This window comes from Actinoplanes sp. NPDC049265, assembly GCF_043197135.1.
Classification (GTDB): Bacteria; Actinomycetota; Actinomycetes; order Mycobacteriales; family Micromonosporaceae; genus Actinoplanes.
The window spans coordinates 49104-71492 of the sequence record NZ_JBICSP010000032.1; the positions used below are offsets into that span (position 1 = coordinate 49104).

Annotated in this window: 14 protein-coding genes; 9 read left to right on the forward strand and 5 right to left on the reverse strand. The window is 71.8% G+C overall.

The window, feature by feature from the left end; translation table 11 throughout:
- Positions 1-74 precede the first annotated feature (74 nt).
- The gene (locus tag ACGFIO_RS41875; RefSeq protein ID WP_392836255.1) at positions 75-3983 is read left to right on the forward strand and encodes a Pls/PosA family non-ribosomal peptide synthetase; all 3909 of its coding nucleotides are present in this window, start codon (positions 75-77) and stop codon (positions 3981-3983) included.
- Complete coding sequence (locus ACGFIO_RS41880; protein ID WP_392836257.1) at positions 3980-5296, forward strand: M1 family metallopeptidase; 1317 nt, start codon at positions 3980-3982, stop codon at positions 5294-5296. The genes ACGFIO_RS41875 and ACGFIO_RS41880 overlap by 4 nt, the downstream gene beginning before the upstream one ends.
- A gap of 69 nt (positions 5297-5365) precedes the next feature.
- Here the strand turns inward: ACGFIO_RS41880 and ACGFIO_RS41885 are convergent, their stop codons facing one another.
- Positions 5366-5968 carry a TetR/AcrR family transcriptional regulator gene (locus ACGFIO_RS41885; protein WP_392836259.1) on the reverse strand — a complete coding sequence of 201 codons (603 nt, stop codon included), beginning with the start codon at positions 5966-5968 and terminating at the stop codon, positions 5366-5368.
- A gap of 16 nt (positions 5969-5984) precedes the next feature.
- Positions 5985-6458, reverse strand: a complete 474-nt coding sequence (locus ACGFIO_RS41890; protein WP_392836260.1) for a nuclear transport factor 2 family protein — start codon at positions 6456-6458, stop codon at positions 5985-5987.
- Positions 6459-6553: 95 nt separating this feature from the next.
- Between ACGFIO_RS41890 and ACGFIO_RS41895 the strand changes: the two genes are divergently transcribed.
- The 6 genes from ACGFIO_RS41895 (at position 6554) to ACGFIO_RS41920 (ending at position 16654) form a co-directional block, all read left to right on the forward strand.
- On the forward strand, positions 6554-9706 hold the full coding sequence (locus tag ACGFIO_RS41895; RefSeq protein WP_392836262.1) for a LamG-like jellyroll fold domain-containing protein: 3153 nt from the start codon (positions 6554-6556) through the stop codon (positions 9704-9706).
- 250 nt (positions 9707-9956) lie between these two features.
- Entirely contained in the window at positions 9957-11204 is a 1248-nt protein-coding gene (locus ACGFIO_RS41900; protein ID WP_392836304.1) for a glycosyltransferase, read from the forward strand.
- Positions 11201-12760, forward strand: a complete 1560-nt coding sequence (locus ACGFIO_RS41905; RefSeq protein WP_392836263.1) for an ArnT family glycosyltransferase — start codon at positions 11201-11203, stop codon at positions 12758-12760. Before ACGFIO_RS41900 ends, ACGFIO_RS41905 begins: the two co-directional genes overlap by 4 nt.
- A complete protein-coding gene (locus tag ACGFIO_RS41910) occupies positions 12757-14013 on the forward strand; it encodes a glycosyltransferase (RefSeq protein ID WP_392836265.1) in 1257 nt (418 codons plus the stop codon). The genes ACGFIO_RS41905 and ACGFIO_RS41910 overlap by 4 nt, the downstream gene beginning before the upstream one ends.
- Positions 14010-16097, forward strand: a complete 2088-nt coding sequence (locus ACGFIO_RS41915; RefSeq protein WP_392836267.1) for a galactose oxidase-like domain-containing protein — start codon at positions 14010-14012, stop codon at positions 16095-16097. The genes ACGFIO_RS41910 and ACGFIO_RS41915 overlap by 4 nt, the downstream gene beginning before the upstream one ends.
- Entirely contained in the window at positions 16094-16654 is a 561-nt protein-coding gene (locus ACGFIO_RS41920; protein WP_392836269.1) for a hypothetical protein, read from the forward strand. The genes ACGFIO_RS41915 and ACGFIO_RS41920 overlap by 4 nt, the downstream gene beginning before the upstream one ends.
- Before the next feature lie 55 nt (positions 16655-16709).
- Here ACGFIO_RS41920 and ACGFIO_RS41925 read toward each other — a convergent pair whose 3' ends face one another.
- The 3 genes from ACGFIO_RS41925 to ACGFIO_RS41935 form a co-directional block, all read right to left on the reverse strand.
- Entirely contained in the window at positions 16710-18707 is a 1998-nt protein-coding gene (locus ACGFIO_RS41925) for a serine/threonine protein kinase (protein ID WP_392836271.1), read from the reverse strand.
- A gap of 422 nt (positions 18708-19129) precedes the next feature.
- On the reverse strand, positions 19130-20176 hold the full coding sequence (locus ACGFIO_RS41930) for a PQQ-dependent sugar dehydrogenase (RefSeq protein WP_392836273.1): 1047 nt from the start codon (positions 20174-20176) through the stop codon (positions 19130-19132).
- 202 nt (positions 20177-20378) lie between these two features.
- Complete coding sequence (locus ACGFIO_RS41935) at positions 20379-21071, reverse strand: SDR family oxidoreductase (RefSeq protein ID WP_392836275.1); 693 nt, start codon at positions 21069-21071, stop codon at positions 20379-20381.
- A gap of 77 nt (positions 21072-21148) precedes the next feature.
- On the opposite strand from ACGFIO_RS41935, the gene ACGFIO_RS41940 reads away from it, so the two are divergent.
- The gene (locus ACGFIO_RS41940; protein WP_392836277.1) at positions 21149-21502 is read left to right on the forward strand and encodes a MerR family transcriptional regulator; all 354 of its coding nucleotides are present in this window, start codon (positions 21149-21151) and stop codon (positions 21500-21502) included.
- The last annotated feature ends 887 nt before the right edge of the window (positions 21503-22389 follow it).

Consider the following 22389-nt stretch of genomic DNA (forward strand, 5'->3'; position numbering starts at 1 on the left):
ATTTTGCGTTCACCTCGACTAATGTTGATCGCTGCCCTGACCCCGACCCGTGAGGTGAAGATGGAGCGCGCCCGGTGACCGTGACGACTGATCCGCGTCTGATCGAGCTTCCCGAGATCGCCGCCGCCCCAACCGACCCGGCCGTGTTCCGGTCCTCGTCGGCACCCTTCCGCCGCACCCTGGTCGACATCTTCGACGCCACCGTGCGCGATCACGGCGGCGCCCGGGCGATCGACACCCCGGCCGCCGAGCTGACCTACCGCGAACTGGCCGACGAGGTCGACGCGGTGCGCAAGATGCTCGCCGGGCACGGCGTCGGCCTCGGCGACCGGGTCGGCATCCGGATCTCCTCCGGCACGGCCGAGCTGTACACCGCCATCCTCGGAGTGCTGGCCGCCGGCGCGGCGTACGTGCCGGTCGACGCCGACGACCCCGAGGAGCGGGCCGAGCTGGTCTTCGGCGAGGCCGGCGTGTGCGTCGTCCTGGGCGACGACCTGCAGCTGTCGCCGCGCGCCACTCCCCTGGGCTGGCCCGGCCGCCCCGGCCCGGAGGACGACGCCTGGATCATCTTCACCTCCGGCTCCACCGGCACCCCCAAGGGTGTCGCGGTCACCCACGCCGCGGCAGCCGCGTTCGTCGACGCCGAGGCGCAGCTGTTCCTGGCCGACGACGCCGCGCCGCTCGGGTCGGACGACCGGGTGCTGGCCGGGCTGTCGGTGGCGTTCGACGCCTCCTGCGAGGAGATGTGGCTGGCCTGGCGGCACGGCGCGTGCCTGGTGCCGGCGGCGCGGTCGCTGGTGCGCAGCGGTGTCGACCTCGGCCCGTGGCTGGCCGACCGGCGCGTCACCGTCGTCTCGACCGTCCCGACGCTGGCCGCGCTGTGGCCGGCCGAGGCCCTCGAGGACGTGCGGCTGCTGATCTTCGGAGGCGAGGCGTGCCCGCCCGAGCTGGCCGAACGGCTGGCCGTCGAGGGGCGCGAGGTGTGGAACACGTACGGGCCGACCGAGGCGACGGTGGTGGCCTGCGCGGCCCGGCTGACCGGCCAGGGCCCGGTGCGGATCGGGCTGCCGCTGGCCGGCTGGGAACTGGCCGTGGTCGACGCCGACGGCCGCCCGGTCGAGTTCGGTGGCACCGGCGAGCTGGTCATCGGCGGGGTCGGCCTGGCCCGCTATCTCGACGCGGAGAAGGACGCGACCAAGTTCGCGGCGCTGCCCGCGCTGGGCTGGCAGCGGGCCTACCGCAGCGGCGACGTCGTCCGGGCCGAGCCCGAGGGGCTGCTGTTCCTGGGGCGTGGCGACGAGCAGGTCAAGCTGGGCGGGCGCCGGATCGAGCTCGGCGAGGTCGACGCGGCCCTGCAGGCGCTGCCCGGTGTCGCCGGCGCGGCCGCCGCGATCAAGAAGACCGCCGCCGGCAACCAGCTGCTGGTCGGCTACCTGGTCCCGCATGAGGGCGCCGGCTTCGACGCCGAGGCGGCCACGCTGCGGATCCGCGAACAGCTCCCGGCCGCGCTGGTGCCGCTGCTGGCGGTGGTCGAGGCGCTGCCCACGCGTACCTCGGGCAAGGTCGACCGCGCCGCCCTGCCCTGGCCGCTGCCCACCGCCGGCACGCCGGCCGCGGCCCTCAGCGCGACCGAGGAGTGGCTGGCCGGCGGCTGGGAGTCGATTCTCGGGGTACGCCCGGCCGAGCCCGGCGCCGACTTCTTCACCAACGGCGGCAGCAGCCTCGGCGCGGCGCAACTGGTGGCCTGGATCCGGCACCGCTACCCGCGGGTGTCGGTGGCCGACATCTACCAGAACACCAGGCTGGCGCAGCTGGCGGCCGTGCTCGACGGGCTCGAGGACACCACCGCGGTGCGCCGTGAGGTCCGGCCGACGCCGCGCCGGGCCGGCTTCGTCCAGGCTCCGCTGACCGTGCCGATGCTGGCCCTGGCCGGGCTGCGCTGGCTGGTCGTGCTGGCCGCCCTGGGCAACCTGCTGGCCGCCTCCGACGACCTGCTCGCCCTGACCGATCCGGCGCCGTGGGCCCACCCGGTGTCGTGGTGGTGGATCGCGGCCGGCTGGCTGCTGCTGTTCAGCCCGGCCGGCCGGATAGCGGTGGCCGCCGGCGGGGCCCGGCTGCTGCTGCGCGGGGTGCGCCCGGGCGACTACCCGCGCGGCGGGAGCGTGCACCTGCGGTTGTGGGCGGCCGAACGGCTGGCCGAGGTCTCCGGCGTGACCGGCGTGGCCGGGGCGTCGTGGATGATCACGTACGCCCGGGCGCTGGGCGCGCAGATCGGCCCGGACGTCGACCTGCACTCGGCGCCGCCGGTGACCGGCCTGCTCAAGGTGGGCCGGGGGGCCGCTATCGAGCCCGAGGCCGACCTGTCCGGTTACTGGGTGGACGGCGACGTGGTGCACGTCGGCCGGGTCCGCGTCGGCGCCGGGGCCCGGGTCGGCTCGCGCAGCACGCTGATGCCGGGCGCGCGCATCGGCAAGGGCGCCCGGATCGCCGCCGGTTCGACAGTCACCGGTCCGGTGCCGGCCGGGCAGCGCTGGGCCGGATCCCCCGCGGTCAAGGTCGGCGGCGACGCGGTCCCGTGGCCGGGCAAGCGGCCGCCGCGGTCGCGGTTCTGGGTCGGCGCGTACGCTCTGACCGCGCACCTTTTGGGCCTGGTCCCGGTCGTCGCCGCGCTGCCCGCGCTGGCGTTGCTGGGCTGGACGCTGGCCCACCGGCCGAGTGTGGGCGCGGCGCTGGCCGTCGTGCCGGTGGCCGCGCTGACCTATCCGCTGGCGTACGCGAGCCTGATCCTGATCTTCGTCCGGCTGCTCAGCGTGGGCCTGACGGCCGGCTACCACCCGGTCCACGGCCGCGTGGCCTGGCAGGTGTGGACGACCGAGCGGCTGATGGGCATGGCCCGGGTCGCGCTCTTCCCGATGTACGCGAGCCTGTTCACGCCGGTCTGGCTGCGGCTGCTGGGCGCCAAGGTGGGTCGCGGCGTGGAGGCGTCGACGGTGCTCGCGCTGCCGGCGATGACCACTGTCGACGACGGCGCGTTCCTGGCCGACGACACCATGGTCGCCACCTACGAACTGAACAACGGCTGGCTGCGCGTCGCACCGGCCCGCATCGGCAAGCAGGCCTTCCTGGGCAACTCGGGGATGGCCGCGCCGGGCCGCAACGTGCCCAAACGGGGTCTGGTCGGGGTGCTGTCGTCGGCGCCGCGCAAGGCCAAGAAGGGCACCTCCTGGCTCGGCGCCCCGCCGATGCCGCTGCGCCGGATCGCCGAGCAGGCCGACAGCAGCCGCACCTTCGAGCCCCCGGCTCGTCTCAAACTGGCCCGCGCGGCGATCGAACTGTGCCGCCTCATCCCGGTGATGTTCGCCGCCGCGCTGGCCTTCATCGTCCTCGCCACCCTGGTGGTGATCTGGCAGGGCGCCGGCGTCGCGATCGCCGCGCTGGCCGCCGGCCCGGTCCTGTTCGCCGCCGCGGTCGTGGCCGCGCTCACCGCCACCGCGGCCAAGTGGCTGCTGGTCGGCCGGTTCCGGGTCGCCGACAAGGCGCTGTGGACGTCGTTCGTGTGGCGCAACGAGCTCGCCGACACGTTCGTCGAGGTGCTCGCGGTGCCGTGGCTGATCCGGTTCGCCACCGGGACCCCGCTGCTCGCCGCCTGGCTGCGTACGCTCGGCGCGCGGATCGGCCGCGGCGTCTGGCTGGAGACCTACTGGCTGCCCGAGTACGACCTCGTCCGGCTGGGCGACGGCGTGACCGTCAACCGGGGCTGTGTCGTGCAGACGCACCTGTTCCATGATCGGATCATGAGCATGGACGAGGTGAGGTTGGACGCGGGCGCGACGCTCGGCCCGCACGGCATCGTGCTGCCCGGCGCCAGCATCGGCGCGCGCACCACGGTGGGCCCGGGCTCGCTGGTGACCCGCGGCGACGCCGTCCCGCCGGACACCAGCTGGCTGGGCAACCCGATCGCGACGTGGCCGGCCCGGGCATGACCCCCCGGCCGGGCGCCGAGCGCTCGACCGACTCGTACCTCCCCGCGCACGGCAACGGCGGTTACCGGGTCGTGCACTACGACCTGGAACTGGACTACCGGATCGTGTCCAACCGGCTCGGCGGGCGGGCGGTGGTGACGGCGGTCGCCGACGAGCCGCTGTCGCGGTTCACCCTCGACATGGGCCGGTTGCGGGTGTCCGACGTGCGCGTCGGCGGCCGGCCGGCCCGGTTCAGCCAGCGGCCCGGCAAGCTGCGGATCACGCCGGCCCAGCCGGTCGCCGGGCACTTCGTCGCCGAGATCCGTTACGCCGGCAAGCCGGTGCCGATCCCGGGCCGGTGGGGCGACATCGGCTGGGACGAGCTGACCGACGGGGTACTGGTCGCCAGCCAGCCGATCGGCGCCCCGTCCTGGTTCCCGTGCGACGACCGGCCGGCGGCCAAGGCGGCGTTCCGGGTGACGATCACCGCGCCGACGCCGTACACCGTCGTGGTCACCGGCGACCTGGTCGGCCGCCGCCGCGGCGCCGGCACCACCACCTGGATGTACGAGCGCGCCGAACCGACGTCGCCCTACCTGATGAGCGTGCAGATCGGCCGGTACGAGCTGATCGACCTGGTCCCCGGCGGCGCCGTCCGCCAGCGGGCCGCGGTCCCGCCCCGGCTGCGCCGCCGGTTCGCGCACGACTTCGGCCGGCACGGCGAGATCATGACCGCGCTGGAAGGTTTCTTCGGCCCCTACCCGTTCCGTGAGTACGTCGTGGTGGTCGCCGACGATGACCTCGACGACCCGGTCGAGGCCCAGGGCATGGCCGTGTTCGGCAAGAATCACGTCGACGGCCGGCGCACCCACGAGCGGCTGGTCGCGCACGAGCTGGCCCACCAGTGGTTCGGCAACAGCCTGACCGTCGCCGACTGGCGGCACATCTGGCTCAACGAGGGCTTCGCGACCTATGCCGAGTGGCTGTGGTCCGGGGTGCGCGGCGGCCTGTCGGCGGCCACCCAGGCGGCGCAGTGGCATGCCCGGCTGGCGATCCGCCCGTCGGCCATCCGGGTGGCTGACCCGGGTGTGGACAACATGTTCGACCCGATGGTCTACAAGCGCGGGGCGCTGACCCTGCACGCGCTGCGGGTGGAGATCGGCGACGAGCTGTTCTTCCGGATGGTCCGCGGCTGGGTCGCCGACCATCAGCACGCGACGGTGACCGGTGAGCAGTTCCGGGCGTACGCCCAGTCGTACACCCCGAAGCCCCTCGGCGCCCTCTTCACCGCCTGGCTGGATCGTCCTGCCCTGCCCCCGCTCCCCCGCCGGTGAACGCTCCCGGCCGCCGTCCCCGGTGGGGGTCGGGCGCGGCCGGGAGCAGACACCCCGCGAGAGGCGCATCTAGCGGCGGAGCGACGCCAGGATGACGGCGCGCGCGGCGGTGACAGTGGCGCTGAAGGCGTCCGGGTCGCGACCGATGCGTTCGGCGCCCGCGCGCATGGCTCCGGCGAGCAGCTCGACAGTGAGCGGCACGTCGCCGAGGTCGCGGAACTCACCGCGGGCGATGCCGTCCCGGACGACGCTCTCGACCGCGGTCACCAGTGCGTGGAACGGGCCCTCCGGTCCTTTGGGCATCTGGTCGACCAGCGGGCCGGAGCCCGGCCGGAACATCGGCTGCAGAGCCTGGTCGGTGGATGCCTCGAGGACCGCCCCGACGATCTCGGCCATCCGCCCGGGGGCGGGTTCGCCGGAGCGGGCGGCGATCGCGGCCACCCGCTCGATCATCGGCTGCGCGGCCCGGTGGGTCAGCGCCAGGACGAGGGCGCTCTTGTCGCCGGCGTAGTTGTAGAGGGTGTTGCGGGCCAGCCCGGCGCGGGCTGCGATGTGGCCCATGGTGATCGACTCGTAGTCGCGTTCGAGGAGCAGCTGCCGCATCGCCTCGGCGAGGTCGGCCCACACCATCTCGTGGTGTTCGGTGATGCTGGTTCCCCGGATCCGCGGCATCCGGCCATTCTCCCGGTCAGGTCGGCTGTCCGGCGGCCAGGGCCACGCCGGACAGGTGCTCGTTCTCCTGGTAGGCCGATGTCAGTTTGACGCGGGTCAGCCGCCAGCCGTCCGGGGTGCGGACCGCCTCGTTGTCGTAGAAGCCGATCACCAGCCAGCGGTTGGGCCCGCCGGCGGCGATCTCGGCCGGGACCCAGTGCTCGGCGCGGACGTGGGCGTGCACGGTGGCGTGGTCGCCGTCGATCTCCACGACGTGTCCGCTGATGGTGTGGTGGGTGGCCAGGTAGGGCGCGAACGAGCCCCGGAGGATCTCGACGTAGTCGCCGAGTGGGGTGGTCATCGGCGGGATGTCGGCCACGGAGGAGAAGTCGAGGGTGAGCGGGTCGGTGAAGACCCGGCCGGGCAGGTCGGTGAACTGCTTCTGGTCGGCGATGTCGGCGTAGTGCCCGAGCAGTTGGACGATCTGTTCGCGATCGGTGAGGTCAGCCATGATCGCAAGTTTACGACATCTTGTCGCGAAAAACGAATGTTCGTTGATGTTGCGTTCTGTTGACACCGCACATGTACGGCGGTCAATGTATGCGGATGCGACTGCTGATGTCCGTGCTCCTCGCCCTGTCCGCTCTGGTCGCCCCGGCCACCCCCGTGAGCGCCGCGGCCGCGCCGGTGCACGGGCTCAAGGGCGAGTACTACCGGATGTCGCAGGTCGGGGCCCGGGACTTCGCCGAGCTGGGCGGGGTCCTGCTGGACGCCAACGTCGACCTGCCCGGCCTGGTCGCCGCCTTCACCTCGCTGACCGGCCGGGGCGAGCACGTCACCGGCCGGTGGACCGGGAAACTGACCGCCCCCACGACCGGCGACTACACGTTCTACCTGCATGGTGACGACGGGTTCCGGATGTTCCTGGACGGGCAGCCGGTGATCGACTACTGGGAGGTGTCGCGCGGCGCCGAGATCGCCAGCCGGCCGATCACGCTGACCGCGGGCGAGGCGCACGACGTCCGGGTCGAGATGTTCCAGGACTACGGCGGGGCCGACCTGTTCCTGAGCTGGGCCGGGCCGGGCATCGCCAAGCGGATCGTGCCCGAGTCGGCGTTCACCGTGCCCGACGGCTTCCAGGACTACCCGGCCACGATCACCGTCCAGCCGAACGGGCGGCGGCTGACCGTCGACCTCGAGCGGCCGATCACCGAGGTCGCGCAGACCGCGGCGCACCTGGTCGTCGAGGCGGACACCACGCCGCTGCCGGTCACGGGCGTCACCGCCAACGGCAAACGGCTGGTGGTCACCCTGGGTGCGCCCGTCCAGAAGGCTCAGCGGGTACGCGTCAACTACGACGGTAACGGCGGTCTCATGGCGGCCGGCTCACCCGTACCCCTGCTCTCCCGCATCGCGACGAACAGCTCGACCCACCGCCTGACCACCCCCTGGGGCGACCGGGTCGACCCGGCCCAGCCCCTGCCCGAGTACCCCCGCCCCCAGCTGGTGCGCGACCGCTGGCTCAACCTCAACGGCCCGTGGGAGTTCGCCGGCGCCGCGCCGGACGAGCAGCCGGTCTTCGGCCGCAAGCTGGCCGAGCGGATCACCGTGCCGTTCCCGGTCGAGTCGCTGCTGTCCGGGGTGGAGCGCCGCGAGCAGCACATGTTCTACCGCAAGCTGGTGACCGTGCCGCGCGGCTGGCGGGCCGGCACCACCAACCGGCTCGAGCTGAACTTCGGCGCCGTCGACCACCAGGCCCGGGTGTTCGTGAACGGCACGCTGGTCGCCGAGCACACCGGCGGCTACTCGGCGTTCGGCGTGGACATCACCGACGCACTGCGCGGCACCGGTCCGCAGGAGATCCTGGTCGCGGTGACCGACACGACCGGGCCGGACCAGCCGATCGGCAAGCAGTCGCTGAACCCGGGCGGCATCGTCTACACGCCCACCTCGGGCATCTGGCAGACGGTGTGGCTGGAGCCGGTCGCCCCGAACGCGATCTCCGAGCTGACCACCACGCCCACCCTGGACTCCCTCACGGTGACGGCGGCGACCCCGGCCAGCACGCCGGTCACCGCGACCGCCTTCGACCGGGCGGGCCGGAAGGTCGGCAGCGTGACCGGCCCGTCCAACACCGCGCTGCGGCTTCCGGTCCGGCACCCGCGCCTGTGGAGCCCCGACGACCCATACCTCTACGACCTTCGCGTGACCACCGAGGACGACACGATTGAGAGCTACTTCGGTCTGCGTACGGTCGAGGTGAAGCAGGTCGGCGGTTTCCCCAAGCTCGTGCTCAACGGCCGGCCGATCTTCTCGCTGGCCACCCTGGACCAGGGCTTCTGGCCGGACGGCCTGTACACCGCGCCCAGTGACGCGGCGCTGCGCTGGGACATCGAGCAGACCCGCGAGCTCGGGTTCAACGCGATCCGCAAGCACATCAAGGTCGAGCCGGCCCGCTGGTACCGGCACGCCGACGAGCTGGGCGTGCTGGTCTGGCAGGACTTCGTCAGCGCGAGCATCCGGACCACGGCCGGGCGGCAGGCGTGGCGTACCGAGGCCGACCGCGCCATGCGGCAGACCCACAACTCCCCCGCCGTGATCGGCTACGTGGTCTTCAACGAGGGCTGGGGCGAGTGGGACCGGACCGAGACCGGGCGCATCGCCGATCAGGTCAAGGCGGCCGACCCGAGCCGCGTCGTCAACGCGCACAGCGGCGTCAACTGCTGCGACTCCAAGGGCGACTCGGGCCGGGGCGACGTCATCGACCACCACGACTACCTGAACGAGACCCCGCCCTATCCGGACGCGACCCGGATGGCCATGGACGGTGAGCACGGCGGGTTCACCCTGCGTACGCCCGGGCACATGTGGCCGGGAGCGCCGGCCAACATCTACAGCGGAGTGGCCGACAAGGCCGCGCTGACCGCCAAGTACGTCGACAACACGCGACGTTTCTACCTGGAGGCGGCCGGCGCCGAGCTGTCCGGATCGGTGTACACCCAGATCACCGACCTGGAGACCGAGCTCAACGGCCTGTGGACCTACGACCGGCGGCAGAGCAAGGTCGACACCTCGGCCGTACGCGCGGTCAACCGCCAGGTCATCAAGGCCGGCACCACCCCGGCCGGGCGCACGTATCCCGGCCGGGGCGACTGGAAGCTCGACGAGGGCCAGGGCGCGACGGCCGGGGACAGCAGCGGCAGCGGCGCCGACCTGACCCTGACCGGCGACCCGCGATGGGTGCCCGGGGTGTCCGGGACGGCGCTCGCCTTCGACGGTGACGACTCGGCCGACACGGCCCAGCCGGTGGTCGACACGACCAAGGACTACTCGATCGCCGCCTGGGTGACCCTCGACGAACTGCCCGGCAATTACGCGTCCGCGGTCAGCCAGGACGGCCGGGTCACGGAGAGCCCGTTCTACCTTCAGTACGGGCAGGGCGCGTTCGCCTTCAGCACGCCGGGTGGCAACCGGGCCCGGGCCCCGATGACCCCGGCGCTGAACCACTGGTACCACCTGGCCGGCGTCCGCGAGCACGCCACCGGGCAGGTCCGGCTCTACGTCGACGGGCAGCTCATCGGCACCGCGGCGGCCGGTCCGGACGTGGTCAGCACCGGTCCGCTGACGGTGGGCCGGGCCAAATACGCCGGCGACAAGACGGACTACTGGTCCGGGGCGATCGACTCCGTCCATGCTTTTGACCACGCCCTCACCGGCCAGGAAGTAGCCAATCTGTATGACAACGAGCGGGCTCGATAAACCATTTCCAAAATGCGAGGCGGCAAAATAGCGACGGCGCGGTTCTAAAGCTATTATTTGGCTTCAAACCGGACATAAAGGCGTGTCTGAGCTGCATAAAGTCGGGCATCCGACCAGAGATCTCACTGGAATGGGGGAAACATTTAATCGCAGCTTGAATAACGGATGAGGCCTCACGCTAAGGTCATCTCGCCTCCGTTCTGGGGCAATTTACCTTTGCTGAAAGGCGACGAACTTGGCTGCCGCCGTCATGATTGTGGTGTCGGTTCTACTGGCCGTTTTCGCTGCGGTCACCCTGTGGTGGACCATGCACGCGTGGCGAACGCCGGAGATGCTGGCCGCGACTCGCTTCGCGGCCCCCGACGGAGACCATCGGATCACCTTCTCGCTGCTCCTGCCGGCCCGGCACGAGCAGGCCGTCCTCGAACACACGGTGAACCGGCTGGTGCGGTCGTCCCACCAGGGGTTCGAGATCATCATCATCGTCGGGCACGACGACCCGGAGACTGCCGAGGTCGCGCACCGGCTCGCCGCCTCCGCGCCCGACCGGGTCCTGGTCGTGACCGACCACAACGAACAGAAGAACAAGCCGCGTGCGCTCAACACGGCTCTCCCCTACGTACGCGGCGATGTGGTCGGCGTGTTCGACGCCGAGGACGAGGTGCATCCGAGCCTGCTGGAACACGTCGACCACGCGTTCCGGTCGACCGGCGCCGACGTGGTGCAGGGCGGCGTCCAGCTGATCAACTTCCACTCCAGCTGGTACAGCCTGCACAACTGCCTGGAGTACTTCTTCTGGTTCCGCAGCCGGCTGCACCTGCACGCGCAGAAGGGCTTCATCCCGCTCGGCGGCAACACCGTCTTCGTCCGGACCGAAGTGCTGCGCCGGGCCAACGGCTGGGACGGCACCTGCCTGGCCGAGGACTGCGACCTGGGCGTGCGGCTGTCCAGCCGGGGCGCCAAGGTGGTCGTCGCCTACGACTCCGCGCTGGTCACCCGCGAGGAGACCCCCGGCACCCTGCGCAGCCTGCTCAAACAGCGAACCCGCTGGAACCAGGGCTTCCTACAGGTGCTGCGCAAGGGCGAATGGCGCCGGCTGCCCCGGTTCCGGCAGCGAATGCTGGCCCGATACACGCTGACCGGGCCGTTCGTGCAGGCGTTCTCCGGTGCGGTGATCCCGGTCGGCGCCGGCGTCGCCCTCTGGGGGCACGTGCCGATCGCGGTGGCCATGGCCACGTTCGTACCGCTGGTCCCGATGGCCGCCAACGTGGTCTTCCAGGCGGTCGGGCTGCGGGACTTCGGCAAGGAGTACAACCTGCGGATCCGCTGGCACCACTATGCCCGGTTGCTGCTCAGCGCCTTCCCGTACGCCGTGATCCTGAGCGCGGCCGCCCTGCGCGCCGTCTACCGCGAGTACACCGGCCGCCGTGACTGGGAACTGACCGCGCACGTCGGCGCGCACCTGACCACGCCACCGGCCAAGGTCGGTGTCGTGTGACCGCCGCCCTCTCACCGACGCTCGTCCTCACCACCCCGGCCGAACCGGACCCGCCCCGGCGGCGCCGGCGGCTGCCCCGCGAGGCGCTTCTGCCCGCCGGCCTGACCGCGCTGGTGCTGGTGGTGCTGAGCGTCAACATCACCGGGTTCCCGATGACCAGCGACGACGAGGGCACCTACCTCGCGCAGGCCTGGGCGGTCCGGCAGGGCCACGGCCTCGCCCACTACACCTACTGGTACGACCATCCACCGCTGGGCTGGATGCAGCTGGCCGCGCTGTCCTGGCTGCCGGACCTGCTCGGGGTGGACGGCACCACCGTCGCGGCCGCCCGGGTGGCGATGCTGCCGGTGGTGGCGGCCAGCCTGCTGCTGGTCTATCTCGTCGGCCGCCGGCTCGGCCTGACCGTCGTCGCGTCGGCCGGCGCCCTGCTCGTCTTCGGCCTGTCCCCGCTCGCGGTGACCATGGACCGGGGGATCTACCTGGACAGTTTCGCCGTGGCCTGGATGCTGGCCGCGCTGGCCCTGGCCCTCTCGCCCCAGCGGCACCTGTGGCACTTCACCGCGGCCGGGGCGGCCACCGCGATCTCCGTCCTGAGCAAGGAGACCATGCTGCTCACCGCGCCGGCCGTGGCGGTGGCGCTGTGGCAGAACGCGGCCCGCGGCAGCACCCGGCCGTGGGCCGCCGGTGGCTACCTCAGCGGACTGACCCTGATCGGGATGTTCTACCCGCTGTACGCCCTGCTCCGCGGCGAGCTCCTTCCCGGATCCGGGCACGTCTCGCTGATCGGGGCGTGGACGTTCCAGCTGGCCTCCCGCTCGGGCTCGGGAAGCGTCTTCCAGTCCGGCACGGGCACGTCGCAACTGCTGCACTCGTGGCTGTACTACGACCCGATCATCCTGATCGCCGGGCTGGTCGCGACGCTGGTGGCGCTGCCGGTGCGGCGGCTGCGGCCGGTCGTCGTGGCCGTCGTGGTCCTGGTCGTGGTGGCGCTGCGGCCCGGGGGCTACGTGCCGGCCATGTACGTGGTGCAGGTCCTGCCGTTCCTCGCACTGGTCATCGCCGGCGTGCTCGACGAGGGGGTACGCCGCACCGCGCGGGGCCCGCGCTGGATCCGTCCGGCCGCCCTGGCCACGATCGCGGTGCTGGTCGCGGCGACCGTGGCGCCGAGCTGGTGGGCCGGCAACCGCCGCGCGCTCACCGCCGACGACAACGCCGGCTACACCGCGGCCGCGGCCTACCTACGCGACCGCGTCCCGGCCAAGGACTCGGTCCGCATCGTGGTCGACGACGCGCTCTGGCTCGATTGCGTACGGGCCGGCTACCGGCGGGAGAACACCATCTGGTTCTACAAGCTCGACCTCGACCCGGCGATCCCCGAACAGCTCCCGAACGGCTGGCACGACGTCGACTACGTGATCTCAACGCCCATCATGCGCCAGAACCCCGGCGCTCTGCCCACGGTGTCCACGTTGCTGGCCCACTCGACGCCGATCGCGGCGTTCGGGCCGCCGGACGGCCGGATCGAGATCCGTCGCATCATCGAGGAGAAATCATGACCGGTACCGCCAGACCGACCGGCCGCGCGGTGGTGGACGAACCGAGCCGGGCGCCGGTGAGCCCCGGGGACCGGACCGTACGCCTGGCGCCGCTGCCGCGGGGCGGGCGTACCCGCGCTGTCCTGCCCGGGCAGATGGGCGTCCGCCCCCGCCCGGCCACGCTGCGGCAGAGCATCGTCGTGCCCACCTTCAACGAGCGCGACAACATCCATGCCCTGATCGCCCGGCTGGTCGCGGCGCTGCCGCACAGCGAGACCGAGATCGTGTTCGTGGACGACAGCACCGACGACACGCCCGAGGTGATCGCGGCCGCGGCCCAGGACTCGCCCATCCCGATCACCGTCTACCACCGCGACGAGGCCACCGGCGGTCTGGGCGGCGCCGTGGTGGAGGGCCTGCGGCTCGCCGCCGGCGAGTGGATCGTCGTGATCGACGCCGACCTGCAGCACCCGCCGGAGGTGGTACCCGATCTGATCGCGGCCGGAATGCGCGACGGCGCCGACCTCGTGGTCGGCACCCGCTACGCCGGCGCGGGCCGCACCGACGGCCTGGCCGACCGCTACCGCAAACTGGTCTCGCGCGGGTCGACGATGCTGGTCAAGACCCTCTTCCGCAGTTACCTGCTGCAGGTCAGCGACCCGATGAGCGGCCTGTTCGCGATCCGGGCGAGCTCGGTCGAACCCGAGGAACTGCGCCCGCTCGGCTACAAGATCCTGCTCGAGCTGGTGGTCCGCAACCGGCCGGGCCGGATCGTCGAGGTGCCGTACGTGTTCCAGGAACGGAACGCGGGCGAGTCCAAGTCGTCGTTCGCCGAGGGCCTGCGCTTCCTGCAGCACCTCGGCCGGCTCCGGTTCGGCGCCCCGCGATCGCGGATGCTGGCCTTCGCCCTGATCGGGGTGTCCGGGCTGCTGCCCAACCAGGCCACCCTGTTCCTGCTCAGCCACCTGCTCGGCGTCCACTACCTGCCCGCCGCCGTGGTCGCCAACATGGTCGCGGTGCTGTGGAACTTCGCGCTCACCGACCGGCTGCTCTACTCCGAGCACCGCGACCGCAGCTTCCCCAGCCGGTTCGCCCGCTTCTTCCTGATGGGCAACGCCGACCTGCTGCTGCGTATCCCGATGCTGGCCCTGCTGGTCGACGGCGCCCACCTCGGCGTACTGGCCGCCAACCTGCTCACCCTCGTCGCCTCCTTCGTCGTCCGATTCCTCATCGCCGACAAGGTCATCTATCTGGCGCACCGGAGAAACTCATGAATCGACAGTTACCGCTGTTCAGCCGGCGCGACCGCGTCCGGCTCGGCCAGTTCCTCGTCCTGCTCCTGGCCACGCTGATCCTGCTGCCCCAGGTCCCGGCCCACGGCAGCGCCAACCTGATCGCCAACCCCGGCTTCGAGTCCATCGACGGCGGCAACCCGGTGTGCTGGGAACAGTCCGGCTGGGGCACCAGCGGCTACTCGTTCGCGGTCACCCCGGCCGCGCACAGCGGCACCAAGGCCATGCGGGTCACCATGACCACCGCCGGCAGCGGCGACCGCAAGGCGATGATGCTGGAGAACCCGTCGTGCGCGCCCAACGTGACACCGGGCCGCCAGTACGACCTGGGCGCCTGGTACACCACCACCACCCCGAACACCGTGCTGACGGCGTTCCGCCACGACGTCGCCCAGGGCTGGGTCTACTGGACCGACCTGGCCACGCTGCCCACCACCAGCACCTGGACCCGCAAGGTGGTACGCACCCCGGTCGTGCCGCCCAACACCGACCAGGTCGTCTGGGGCATCACCATCTACGGCGTCGGCACCCTGACCACCGACGACTACACCATGGAGGACGTCACGCAGCCGGCGGCCGGCACCGCGTGCAGCGCCGGCGCGGCCTGCACGGCCGGGCAGTGGGCGGTGATGCCGTTCAACTCGCCGGTACGGGCCATCCACTCGGTCGTGCTCCGCAACGGGGACGTGCTGCTGGTCGCCGGATCCGGCAACAACGTCGACGACTTCGCCGCCGGCACCTTCAAGTCGGCCATCTACAAACCGTCGACCGGCACGTTCAACACCGTACCCACGCCGGCCGACCTGTTCTGTTCCGGTCACGTCCAGCTCTCCGACGGCCGGGTGCTGGTGATGGGCGGGAACAAAGACTATCCGGCGGCCGACCTCAGCCACGGCTACAAGGGGCTGAAGAACTCTTACGTCTTCGACCCGGCGGCCAACTCGTACACCCGGGTCAACGACATGACCGCCGGCTCCTGGTACCCGTCGGCCACGATGCTCGGCAACGGCGACGTGATCTCGCTCGGCGGGCTCGGTGAGGACTCCGCCGGCACCGTCGCCACGCAGTACTTCAAGACCGCCCAGCAGCGGTGGCTCGGCCTCAACGAGGCGAACCAGTCGTGGAGCTTCTGGGGTCTCTACCCGTCGATGATCCTGATGCAGGACGGCCGGTTGTTCTACTCCGGCAGCCACGTCTTCGGCAACGGCCTGCCCGGCTCGGGTTCCTCCATCTACGACTACACCGCCAACACCATCACCCCGGTCAACGGCCTGCAGCGCAAGGACGAGCGGGACCAGTCGATGAGCGTGCTGCTGCCACCCGCCCAGGACCAGAAGGTGCTGACCCTCGGCGGCGGCAACATCGACAGCAACCCGGACGCCAACCGGCTCACCGACCTGATCGACCTGAAGAAGGCCACCCCGGCCTACGCCGCCGGCCCGCTGCTGCCCACCGGCAAGCTCACCGGGGGCGTCCCCCAGACCAGCACACAGGGCAAGATGTACGTGTCGGCGGTGCTGCTGCCCGACGGCAAGGTCTTCGAGACCGGCGGTGGCCTGCACAACCGCGCCGACCCGGTCTACGAGGCGTCGATGTACGACCCGGCCACCAACAAGTTCACCGCCGCCATGGCCGTCGACCCGGTGCCGCGCACGTACCACTCGTCGGCGTTCCTGCTGCCCGACGGCCGCGTCATGGCCGTCGGCGACAACCCCGGCAACGGCACGTTCGACATGCGGATCTCGGTCTACTCGCCGCCGTACCTGTTCAAGGGCGCCCGGCCGCAGATCCTGACCATGGCCGACCCGCAGTGGACCTACGGCACCACCAAGAACATCACTGTCGACGGGCCGATCACGAGGGCCGAGCTGATCCGCCCGGCCGCGGTGACCCACTCCAGTGACCCGAACCAGCGGTTCGTGGACGTACCGATCACGGTCAACGGCAACTCCGTCGGGCTCAACCTGACCAGCAACCCCAACCTGGCCCCGCCCGGCTGGTACATGCTGTTCGTGGTCGGCACCAACGGCGTCCCCTCGGTAGCGAAGTGGGTGCATGTCGGATGAGGCGGCTTCGTTACGCCGGACTCGGGATCGCGGTGGCCGGCCTGTCGGTGGCCGGCTGGCTGACCGTCACCCGCCCGTCCCCACCAGCGGCGCCGGCAGCCGCGCCGATGGCCCTGGAGTCGCCCGCTCCGATCACCCCCGACCGGCCGGCGCCCTCGGCCACGCCATCGGCGAAGCTCCGCGCGCCGTCGACGGCGGCCCGGGACGGCGGGCGGTGGCCGGAGAGGCTGGGCGGGACCGGGCGCCCGCGGGCCGCACAACTGCCGCCCGGCTCGAAGGCCAAGGCGCAGCCGTACACCCAGCCGTTCGCCGCCCAACCCGGCACCCGGCCACTGGCCCGCAAGGCCCGCCCCAAGAGCGCGACACCCATGCCGCCGAACACCGACGGCTGCGACCACAACTACGGCACCCGCGTGCAGTGCGTGCCGTGGACCTTCCCGGACGACGTCACCGACAAGTGCGCCTGGCTGACCGGCCACGGTTACCGGGACCTGAAGGTGGTCGGCCGGGACCGTCAGAAACTCGACCCGGACGGTGACGAAACCGCCTGCGACTGACCGCCGACGTGTGTTTCATGACCCGCGTCGCTCTCGACCGGGTCGTGAACACGCCTCAACTGGTGGCGCGCACGTCGAGGTTGGCGAAGCTGACGTCGGCCGTACCCGTCTGATCCCCGGTGGCGACGCCGAGCAGGACCTGGCCCGACACCAGCTCGGCGTTGCCCGAACCGGCGCGCAGCACGTCACTGCCGTCCACCGCCACCGACACGCTCTGGCCGGTCACCGTCACAGTCAGCTTGTGCTTGGTGCCCGGCTGGAGCGCGGCCGACTGCTTGCGGCCGGTGGTGGACAGGATCGCCCCGTCGACGATCTCCATCACCTGCCGGTCGGCGCAGGCGCTGAGCTGGTAGCTGCTCGCCGACTGGTGGCGGAACCACACCATCGCGCACGAGTTGGCCGTGCCGACCGTCAGATCGACGTTGATCACCAGGTCGCCGGCGAACGTGTCGGCCGGGCCCAGGCACTGGTAGGTGACCCGGCCGGTGGTGCGGGCCCGCAGCGCACCGCCCTGGTAGGCGCAGCTACCGGCCTCGGTGGAGCTCGGCGGGAACTGGGCCGGCTCGGTGAGCGGGTCGAACAGCGACGGCCCGGCGAAACTGAGCCCGTCGGCCGAGGCGGCCGGGGACGGCGGCGGCCCGGCGGCGGCCCCGGTGGGTTCGTCGTTGTCGTTGGTACGGGCCAGAGCCACCGTGGCGCCGGCGACGATGGCTACCGCGATCGCCACCGCCGCGTAGAGCGCCCGGCGCATGACCGGCTTGCGCGGCTGCTCCGCCGGCGCGGTGCCGGCACTCTGATGCGGCCGGGCCGGAGGCGGGGACGCCGGCTGGGCCTGCACCGGAGCACTGACCAGGCCTTCCAGCAGGTCACGGGCGCCAAAACGAGCGCCGTTGGCCGGCCCGGCGGCGTGCCGGCCGTCGGCCGGTGGGCCACTGGTGGGCCGGTCCGTGCCGGGCTGGCCGCTGACCGGTCCGGCCGCCATCGGCCCGCCGCGGCCCGGCCGGTCGACCGTCGCGTGCTGGCGGCCGGTCGGCTGATCGGGAGCGGCGTGCTGGCCGCCGGCGGGCCGGTCGATCGTTCCGGGCGGGGCGGTGCCCGGCCGGTCGGTGGTCGCGGACTGGGCGCGGCCGGCCCAGCCCGCGGCCGGCTGCGGGGCCTCGGCGATCAGCTGTTCCAGCAGGTCGCGTGCACCATAGCGGCTGGGCGCGGGGCGGGACACCGGCGCCGGTGCCGGTGCCGGGACGGCGAGCAGCCGCTGGACCAGGTCACCGGCGGCGGGCCGGTCGGCCGGATGCTTGGACAGCGCCAGCCCGACCAGCCCGGCCAGCGACTCCGGTAACCCGGTCAGGTCGGGCTCGGCGGTCAGGATGCGGCCCGCGGTGGCCATCGGCGAGTCACCTTTGAACGGGCTGTGGCCCGTACCCGCGTAGGTGACCACCGCGCCCCACGCGAAAATGTCCGCGGCCGGCGTGATCTCACCGACCGTGGGGTCGAGCCGCTCCGGCGCCATGTACGCCACCGTGCCCACCATCTGATCGGTGCGGGTGTGCCGGCTGGTCACGTCGAGCGCCCGGGCGATCCCGAAGTCGATCACCTTCGGTAACCCTAAGGAGAGCAGGACGTTGGACGGCTTGAGGTCGCGGTGGATCACCCCGGCGCCGTGGATCGCGCTGAGCGCGGCGGCCACACCGACCGCGACACTGTGCACGTCACCGGCCGGCACCGGGCCACGCTCGGTGACCACGTCCTGCAGGCTCGGGCCGTCCACGTACTCGACGACCAAATAGGGGACCTCGCTGTCCGGGTCGGCGTCGATCACCGCCGCGGTGCAGAAGGACGGGACCTGACGGACGCGGTGGACCTCGCTGCGGAACCGGGCCCGGAATTCCTCACGGTCGGCGTACTCGGCGCGCACGGTTTTGACCGCCACCGACCGCCCGGCGGTGTCGCGGCCCAGAAAGACCACTCCCATGCCGCCCTCACCCAGGCGAGCGATCAGCTGAAACTCGCCGAGTCGCCGGGGATCCTCGGGTCGCAGGGGCCTACTGCCCATGGGTAGCGCTCCCACTCCTGTTCCGGCGGTCCCGACGCGACGCGACAGTACACGCTTCCACGCCGTCCGCGCATCGGCATGCCCGATCGGCACAGCGCCAAAAGTACAGAAGTGAAAGTGACTGACCAGTAACTTTGCCCCTTCGGACCGTCCACGTTGTACACACAGGACGGCGATTGTCCGATTGCCGCCGACCGGCGGGAGGCTCCTGGACTGGATGGACACGATCGGGTGACCAGGCGCTCGCCGGAACCGCGGGGCGAGGCGCCCGGCCGCCTCCACGATCCGCTCAGCGGCGACCCGGCGGTGACGACGGCCGGGAGGACGGCATCGGCCCGAGCCCGCGAGCGTGGGCCTCCCCCGCGACCACGCCGCCCGGCAATTGACCGTGACGGGTGGCGCGTGACCGCGGCGGGCGATTGTCAGGACGGTGGGAAGCGGAGTACCCGGTCGTCGTCGGTAGCCGGGGTTCCGCGGCCGTCGCGGTTACTCGTCGTCAGCCACACCGCGCCGTCGGGGGCGCGTTCGACGGTACGCAGCCGGCCGTACACACCCTGGAGGAGCGCGACCGGCGTGCCCGCGCCACCGGCGCCGTCGAGCGGGACCGACCACAGACGCGTGCCCCGCAGCGCAGCGACGTAAAGGGTGTCGCCGTCGATCGTGGCGCCGCTCGGTGAGGCGTCGGCCGTCGACCAGGTCACGATCGGGTCGTGGAAGCGCGCGTCGCCGGCCCGGCCCTCGACGATCGGCCAGCCGTAGTTGTCGCCCGGCACGATCTGGTTGACCTCGTCCCAGGTGTTCTGGCCGAGCTCGGCCACGTACATCCGGCCGTCGCCGTCCCAGGCCAGCCCCTGCACGTTGCGGTGACCCAGGGTGTAGACCAGCGAGCCGGGGAACGGGTTGCCGGTCTCGGGCACGCCGCCGTCCGGGCGCATCCGCAGGACCTTGCCGTTCAGGCTGTCCGGGTTCTGGCTGTTCGCGGTGTTGCTGGCGTCGCCGACACCCGCGTAGAGCATGCCGTCGGGCCCGAACGCGATCCGGCCGCCGTCGTGGATGGACGCCTTGGCCAGGCCGGACAGGATGACCTCGGGCTGGGCGGGGGCGTCGAGGTGCAGGCGGGCGATGCGGTTGTCGGTGGCCGCGGTGAAGTAGACGTAGACGTACCCGTCGTCGGCGTAGGTGGGTGAGACCGCGAGCCCGAGCAGGCCGCCCTCGCCGGACGGGCGGACGCCGGGGACCGTGGCCACCGCGACCGGCGCGCTGCCGGGCCGCAATCGCAGGATCCGTGCGCTGTCGCGCTCGGCGACCAGGGCACTGCCGTCGGGGAGAAAGTCCAATCCCCACGGTACGGTCAGCCCGGTCGCCACCACCTGCGGGTTCCCGAAGTCGGGCTCGGCGGCGGACGCGGGCACCGCGCCCGCGACGGTGAGTGACAGCGTGACCAGGCCGATGACCACCTTGCGGCGCATTCCACACCTCCGGCTCTCCATTGAGTGCCGTCAATCTACCTCAAGGCCGCCAACCGGGCATCCCGGACCACACCCTCTACAGCATCCTAGGCAGCTAGGTCAGCAGGTGCCGCGCCCGCATCCGCGGCGAACGACAAGGCCGCTGGGGCCAACCCGCCGCTCGGGCAGGCTGACCCCAACACCTCACAGCATGGTTTGGGCGCTAGAGGCTCAAGGTCGTCGGGGGGCCGGACAGCGATGCCTTGGCGCGCCGCGCAAAGTCGTCGGCCACGACCTCGATCTCGCCGGCGGCCAGACCGTCGAGCACGGTGGTCACGAACTCCTCGGCGCTGATCTTGGGGAAGTCCCATCCCGCGCTCATGTCGGTGTCAACCAGTCCGACGTGGGCGCCCAAGACCTGGGTGCCCTGCTCGGCGAGCTCGACCCGGAAAGCGTTGTTCAGGTTCCAGGCGGCGGCCTTGCTCACCGAGTAGGCGGCGTTGCCGGGTACCGCGTACCAAGAGGCCGCGGACAGCACCGTGACGATGGCGCCGCCATCGTTGCGGCCGAGCGCGGGGGCGAATCCGCGCGTCACCTGCAGGATGCCGAAGACGTTGGTCTCGACGTCCCGCCGGATGGTGTCGAGGTCTCCGGTGAGCACAGGCTGCAGGGTGGCGATGCCGGCGTTGTTGACCAGCAGGTCGACGTCGGGAGCCGCATGGACCGCAGCGTCCACGCTGGCGGCGTCCGTGACGTCCAGCTCGAGGGGCACGGCTCCGTCGACGTCGATCGAGCGGGGATCGCGGGCGGTGGCATAGACCCGTCGCGCGCCGCGAACCAGCAGCTGGCGGGTGAATTCGCGACCCAGCCCGCGATTGGCCCCGGTGACCAGCGCGGTGGAGTTTTCGATTCTCATGACCCGACTGTAAAATCTGACACGTATGTCAGGTTCAAATGTTTGTCGCGAGACGTGTGTCACGGAGGTGCTGAGTCGTGCGGATCGGTGAACTGGCCCGGCTGACCGGGGTGAGCCCGAGGTCGCTGCGCTGGTACGGCGAGCAGTCGCTGCTGCGGGAGACGCGCACCAGTGGGGGACACCGGGAGTACGACGACGACGCGGTGGACCGGGTCCGGACCATTCAGTTGCTGTTCGCCGCCGGCGTTCCCGCCCGGCACATCGTGGAGATCCTGCCCTGCGTCGACACCGGGACGACGACCCCGGCCATGGTCGCGCGCCTGGAGGAGGAGCGAACCCGGCTGCGGGCGCAGGCCGTGCGGCTCGCCGCCACCCTCGAGAGGCTCGATGAGGTGGTCGTGGAGACGCGCCTCAGGCTCCTGGCGGCCTGACGTCGGAGCACGTGGTCCCCCACCGGCGTGGGTGACTCCTGGGCGCCCCGCCGGCGCCGGCCCGCGGACAGATGACCAGCGGGCCGAACTCGTCGAAGGCGAACGACATCGATCTTGATCTCTGGTTTGAGATATTCACAGTCTTTAACATTACGGCTACTGTGAGAGCGCTCTCCCGCCCCCGCTCCCCCTCGGAGGCCTCACCGTGAATCCCCGCCGTTTCCTGTCCATCGCCGCCGTCGCCGTGCTCGCGGCCGGAGCCCTCGCCGTCACCGCGAACGCCGAAGCCGCGACCGTGGGCGCCGGCAGCTACGCCGAGGCGCTTCCCGCCGGGGGCAGTCTGCCGACCGGCTGCGGGTCGCTGTCCACCAACCCGCGTCAGTTCGTGACCGCCAACGCACCGTCCGGCGCCGTTCCGACCAACGACTGGTGGTCCTCGCTGCTGTTCAAGCGCGGCGACGACTGCAACTTCTCGCAGCCGCTGTTCGCGGGACCGGCCAGCTACCGGCCGGGCGCCGGCGGGCTCGGGCTCAGCTACCAGACCGACGCGGCCATCAGCGGCAGCGGCACCGGGGTCGGCGAATACCACTACCCGTACGCACAACACATCGTCGTCGGCGTGGCCGGCCTCAACGCGCCGCGGGCGCTGGTCGACGGATGGAGCGACTGGACCGTCACGCCGTCGTGGAGTGACGGTGCGCGGACGATGAGGGCGACCATCGGGCACGGGCTGCCGCTGTCGTACTACCGGATCACCGGCGGCGACGCGCAGCTGTCGATCACCGGGCCGCCGACGGTCTGGCAGAACACCGGTGGGCGGGTCGGTTTCTCGATCGGCGGGCACGACTTCGTCGCGTTCGGGCCGGCCGGGTCGAGCTGGACGCTGT

Coding starts and splice junctions, on each gene's coding strand:
- ACGFIO_RS41915 (WP_392836267.1), top strand. CDS start 14,010: ATGAATCGACAGTTACCGCTGTTCAGCCGGCGCGACCGCGTCCGGCTC.
- ACGFIO_RS41895 (WP_392836262.1), top strand. CDS start 6,554: ATGCGACTGCTGATGTCCGTGCTCCTCGCCCTGTCCGCTCTGGTCGCC.
- ACGFIO_RS41910 (WP_392836265.1), top strand. CDS start 12,757: ATGACCGGTACCGCCAGACCGACCGGCCGCGCGGTGGTGGACGAACCG.
- ACGFIO_RS41925 (WP_392836271.1), bottom strand. CDS start 18,707: ATGGGCAGTAGGCCCCTGCGACCCGAGGATCCCCGGCGACTCGGCGAG.
- ACGFIO_RS41880 (WP_392836257.1), top strand. CDS start 3,980: ATGACCCCCCGGCCGGGCGCCGAGCGCTCGACCGACTCGTACCTCCCC.
- ACGFIO_RS41885 (WP_392836259.1), bottom strand. CDS start 5,968: ATGCCGCGGATCCGGGGAACCAGCATCACCGAACACCACGAGATGGTG.
- ACGFIO_RS41935 (WP_392836275.1), bottom strand. CDS start 21,071: ATGAGAATCGAAAACTCCACCGCGCTGGTCACCGGGGCCAATCGCGGG.
- ACGFIO_RS41900 (WP_392836304.1), top strand. CDS start 9,957: ATGATTGTGGTGTCGGTTCTACTGGCCGTTTTCGCTGCGGTCACCCTG.
- ACGFIO_RS41920 (WP_392836269.1), top strand. CDS start 16,094: ATGAGGCGGCTTCGTTACGCCGGACTCGGGATCGCGGTGGCCGGCCTG.
- ACGFIO_RS41930 (WP_392836273.1), bottom strand. CDS start 20,176: ATGCGCCGCAAGGTGGTCATCGGCCTGGTCACGCTGTCACTCACCGTC.
- ACGFIO_RS41890 (WP_392836260.1), bottom strand. CDS start 6,458: ATGGCTGACCTCACCGATCGCGAACAGATCGTCCAACTGCTCGGGCAC.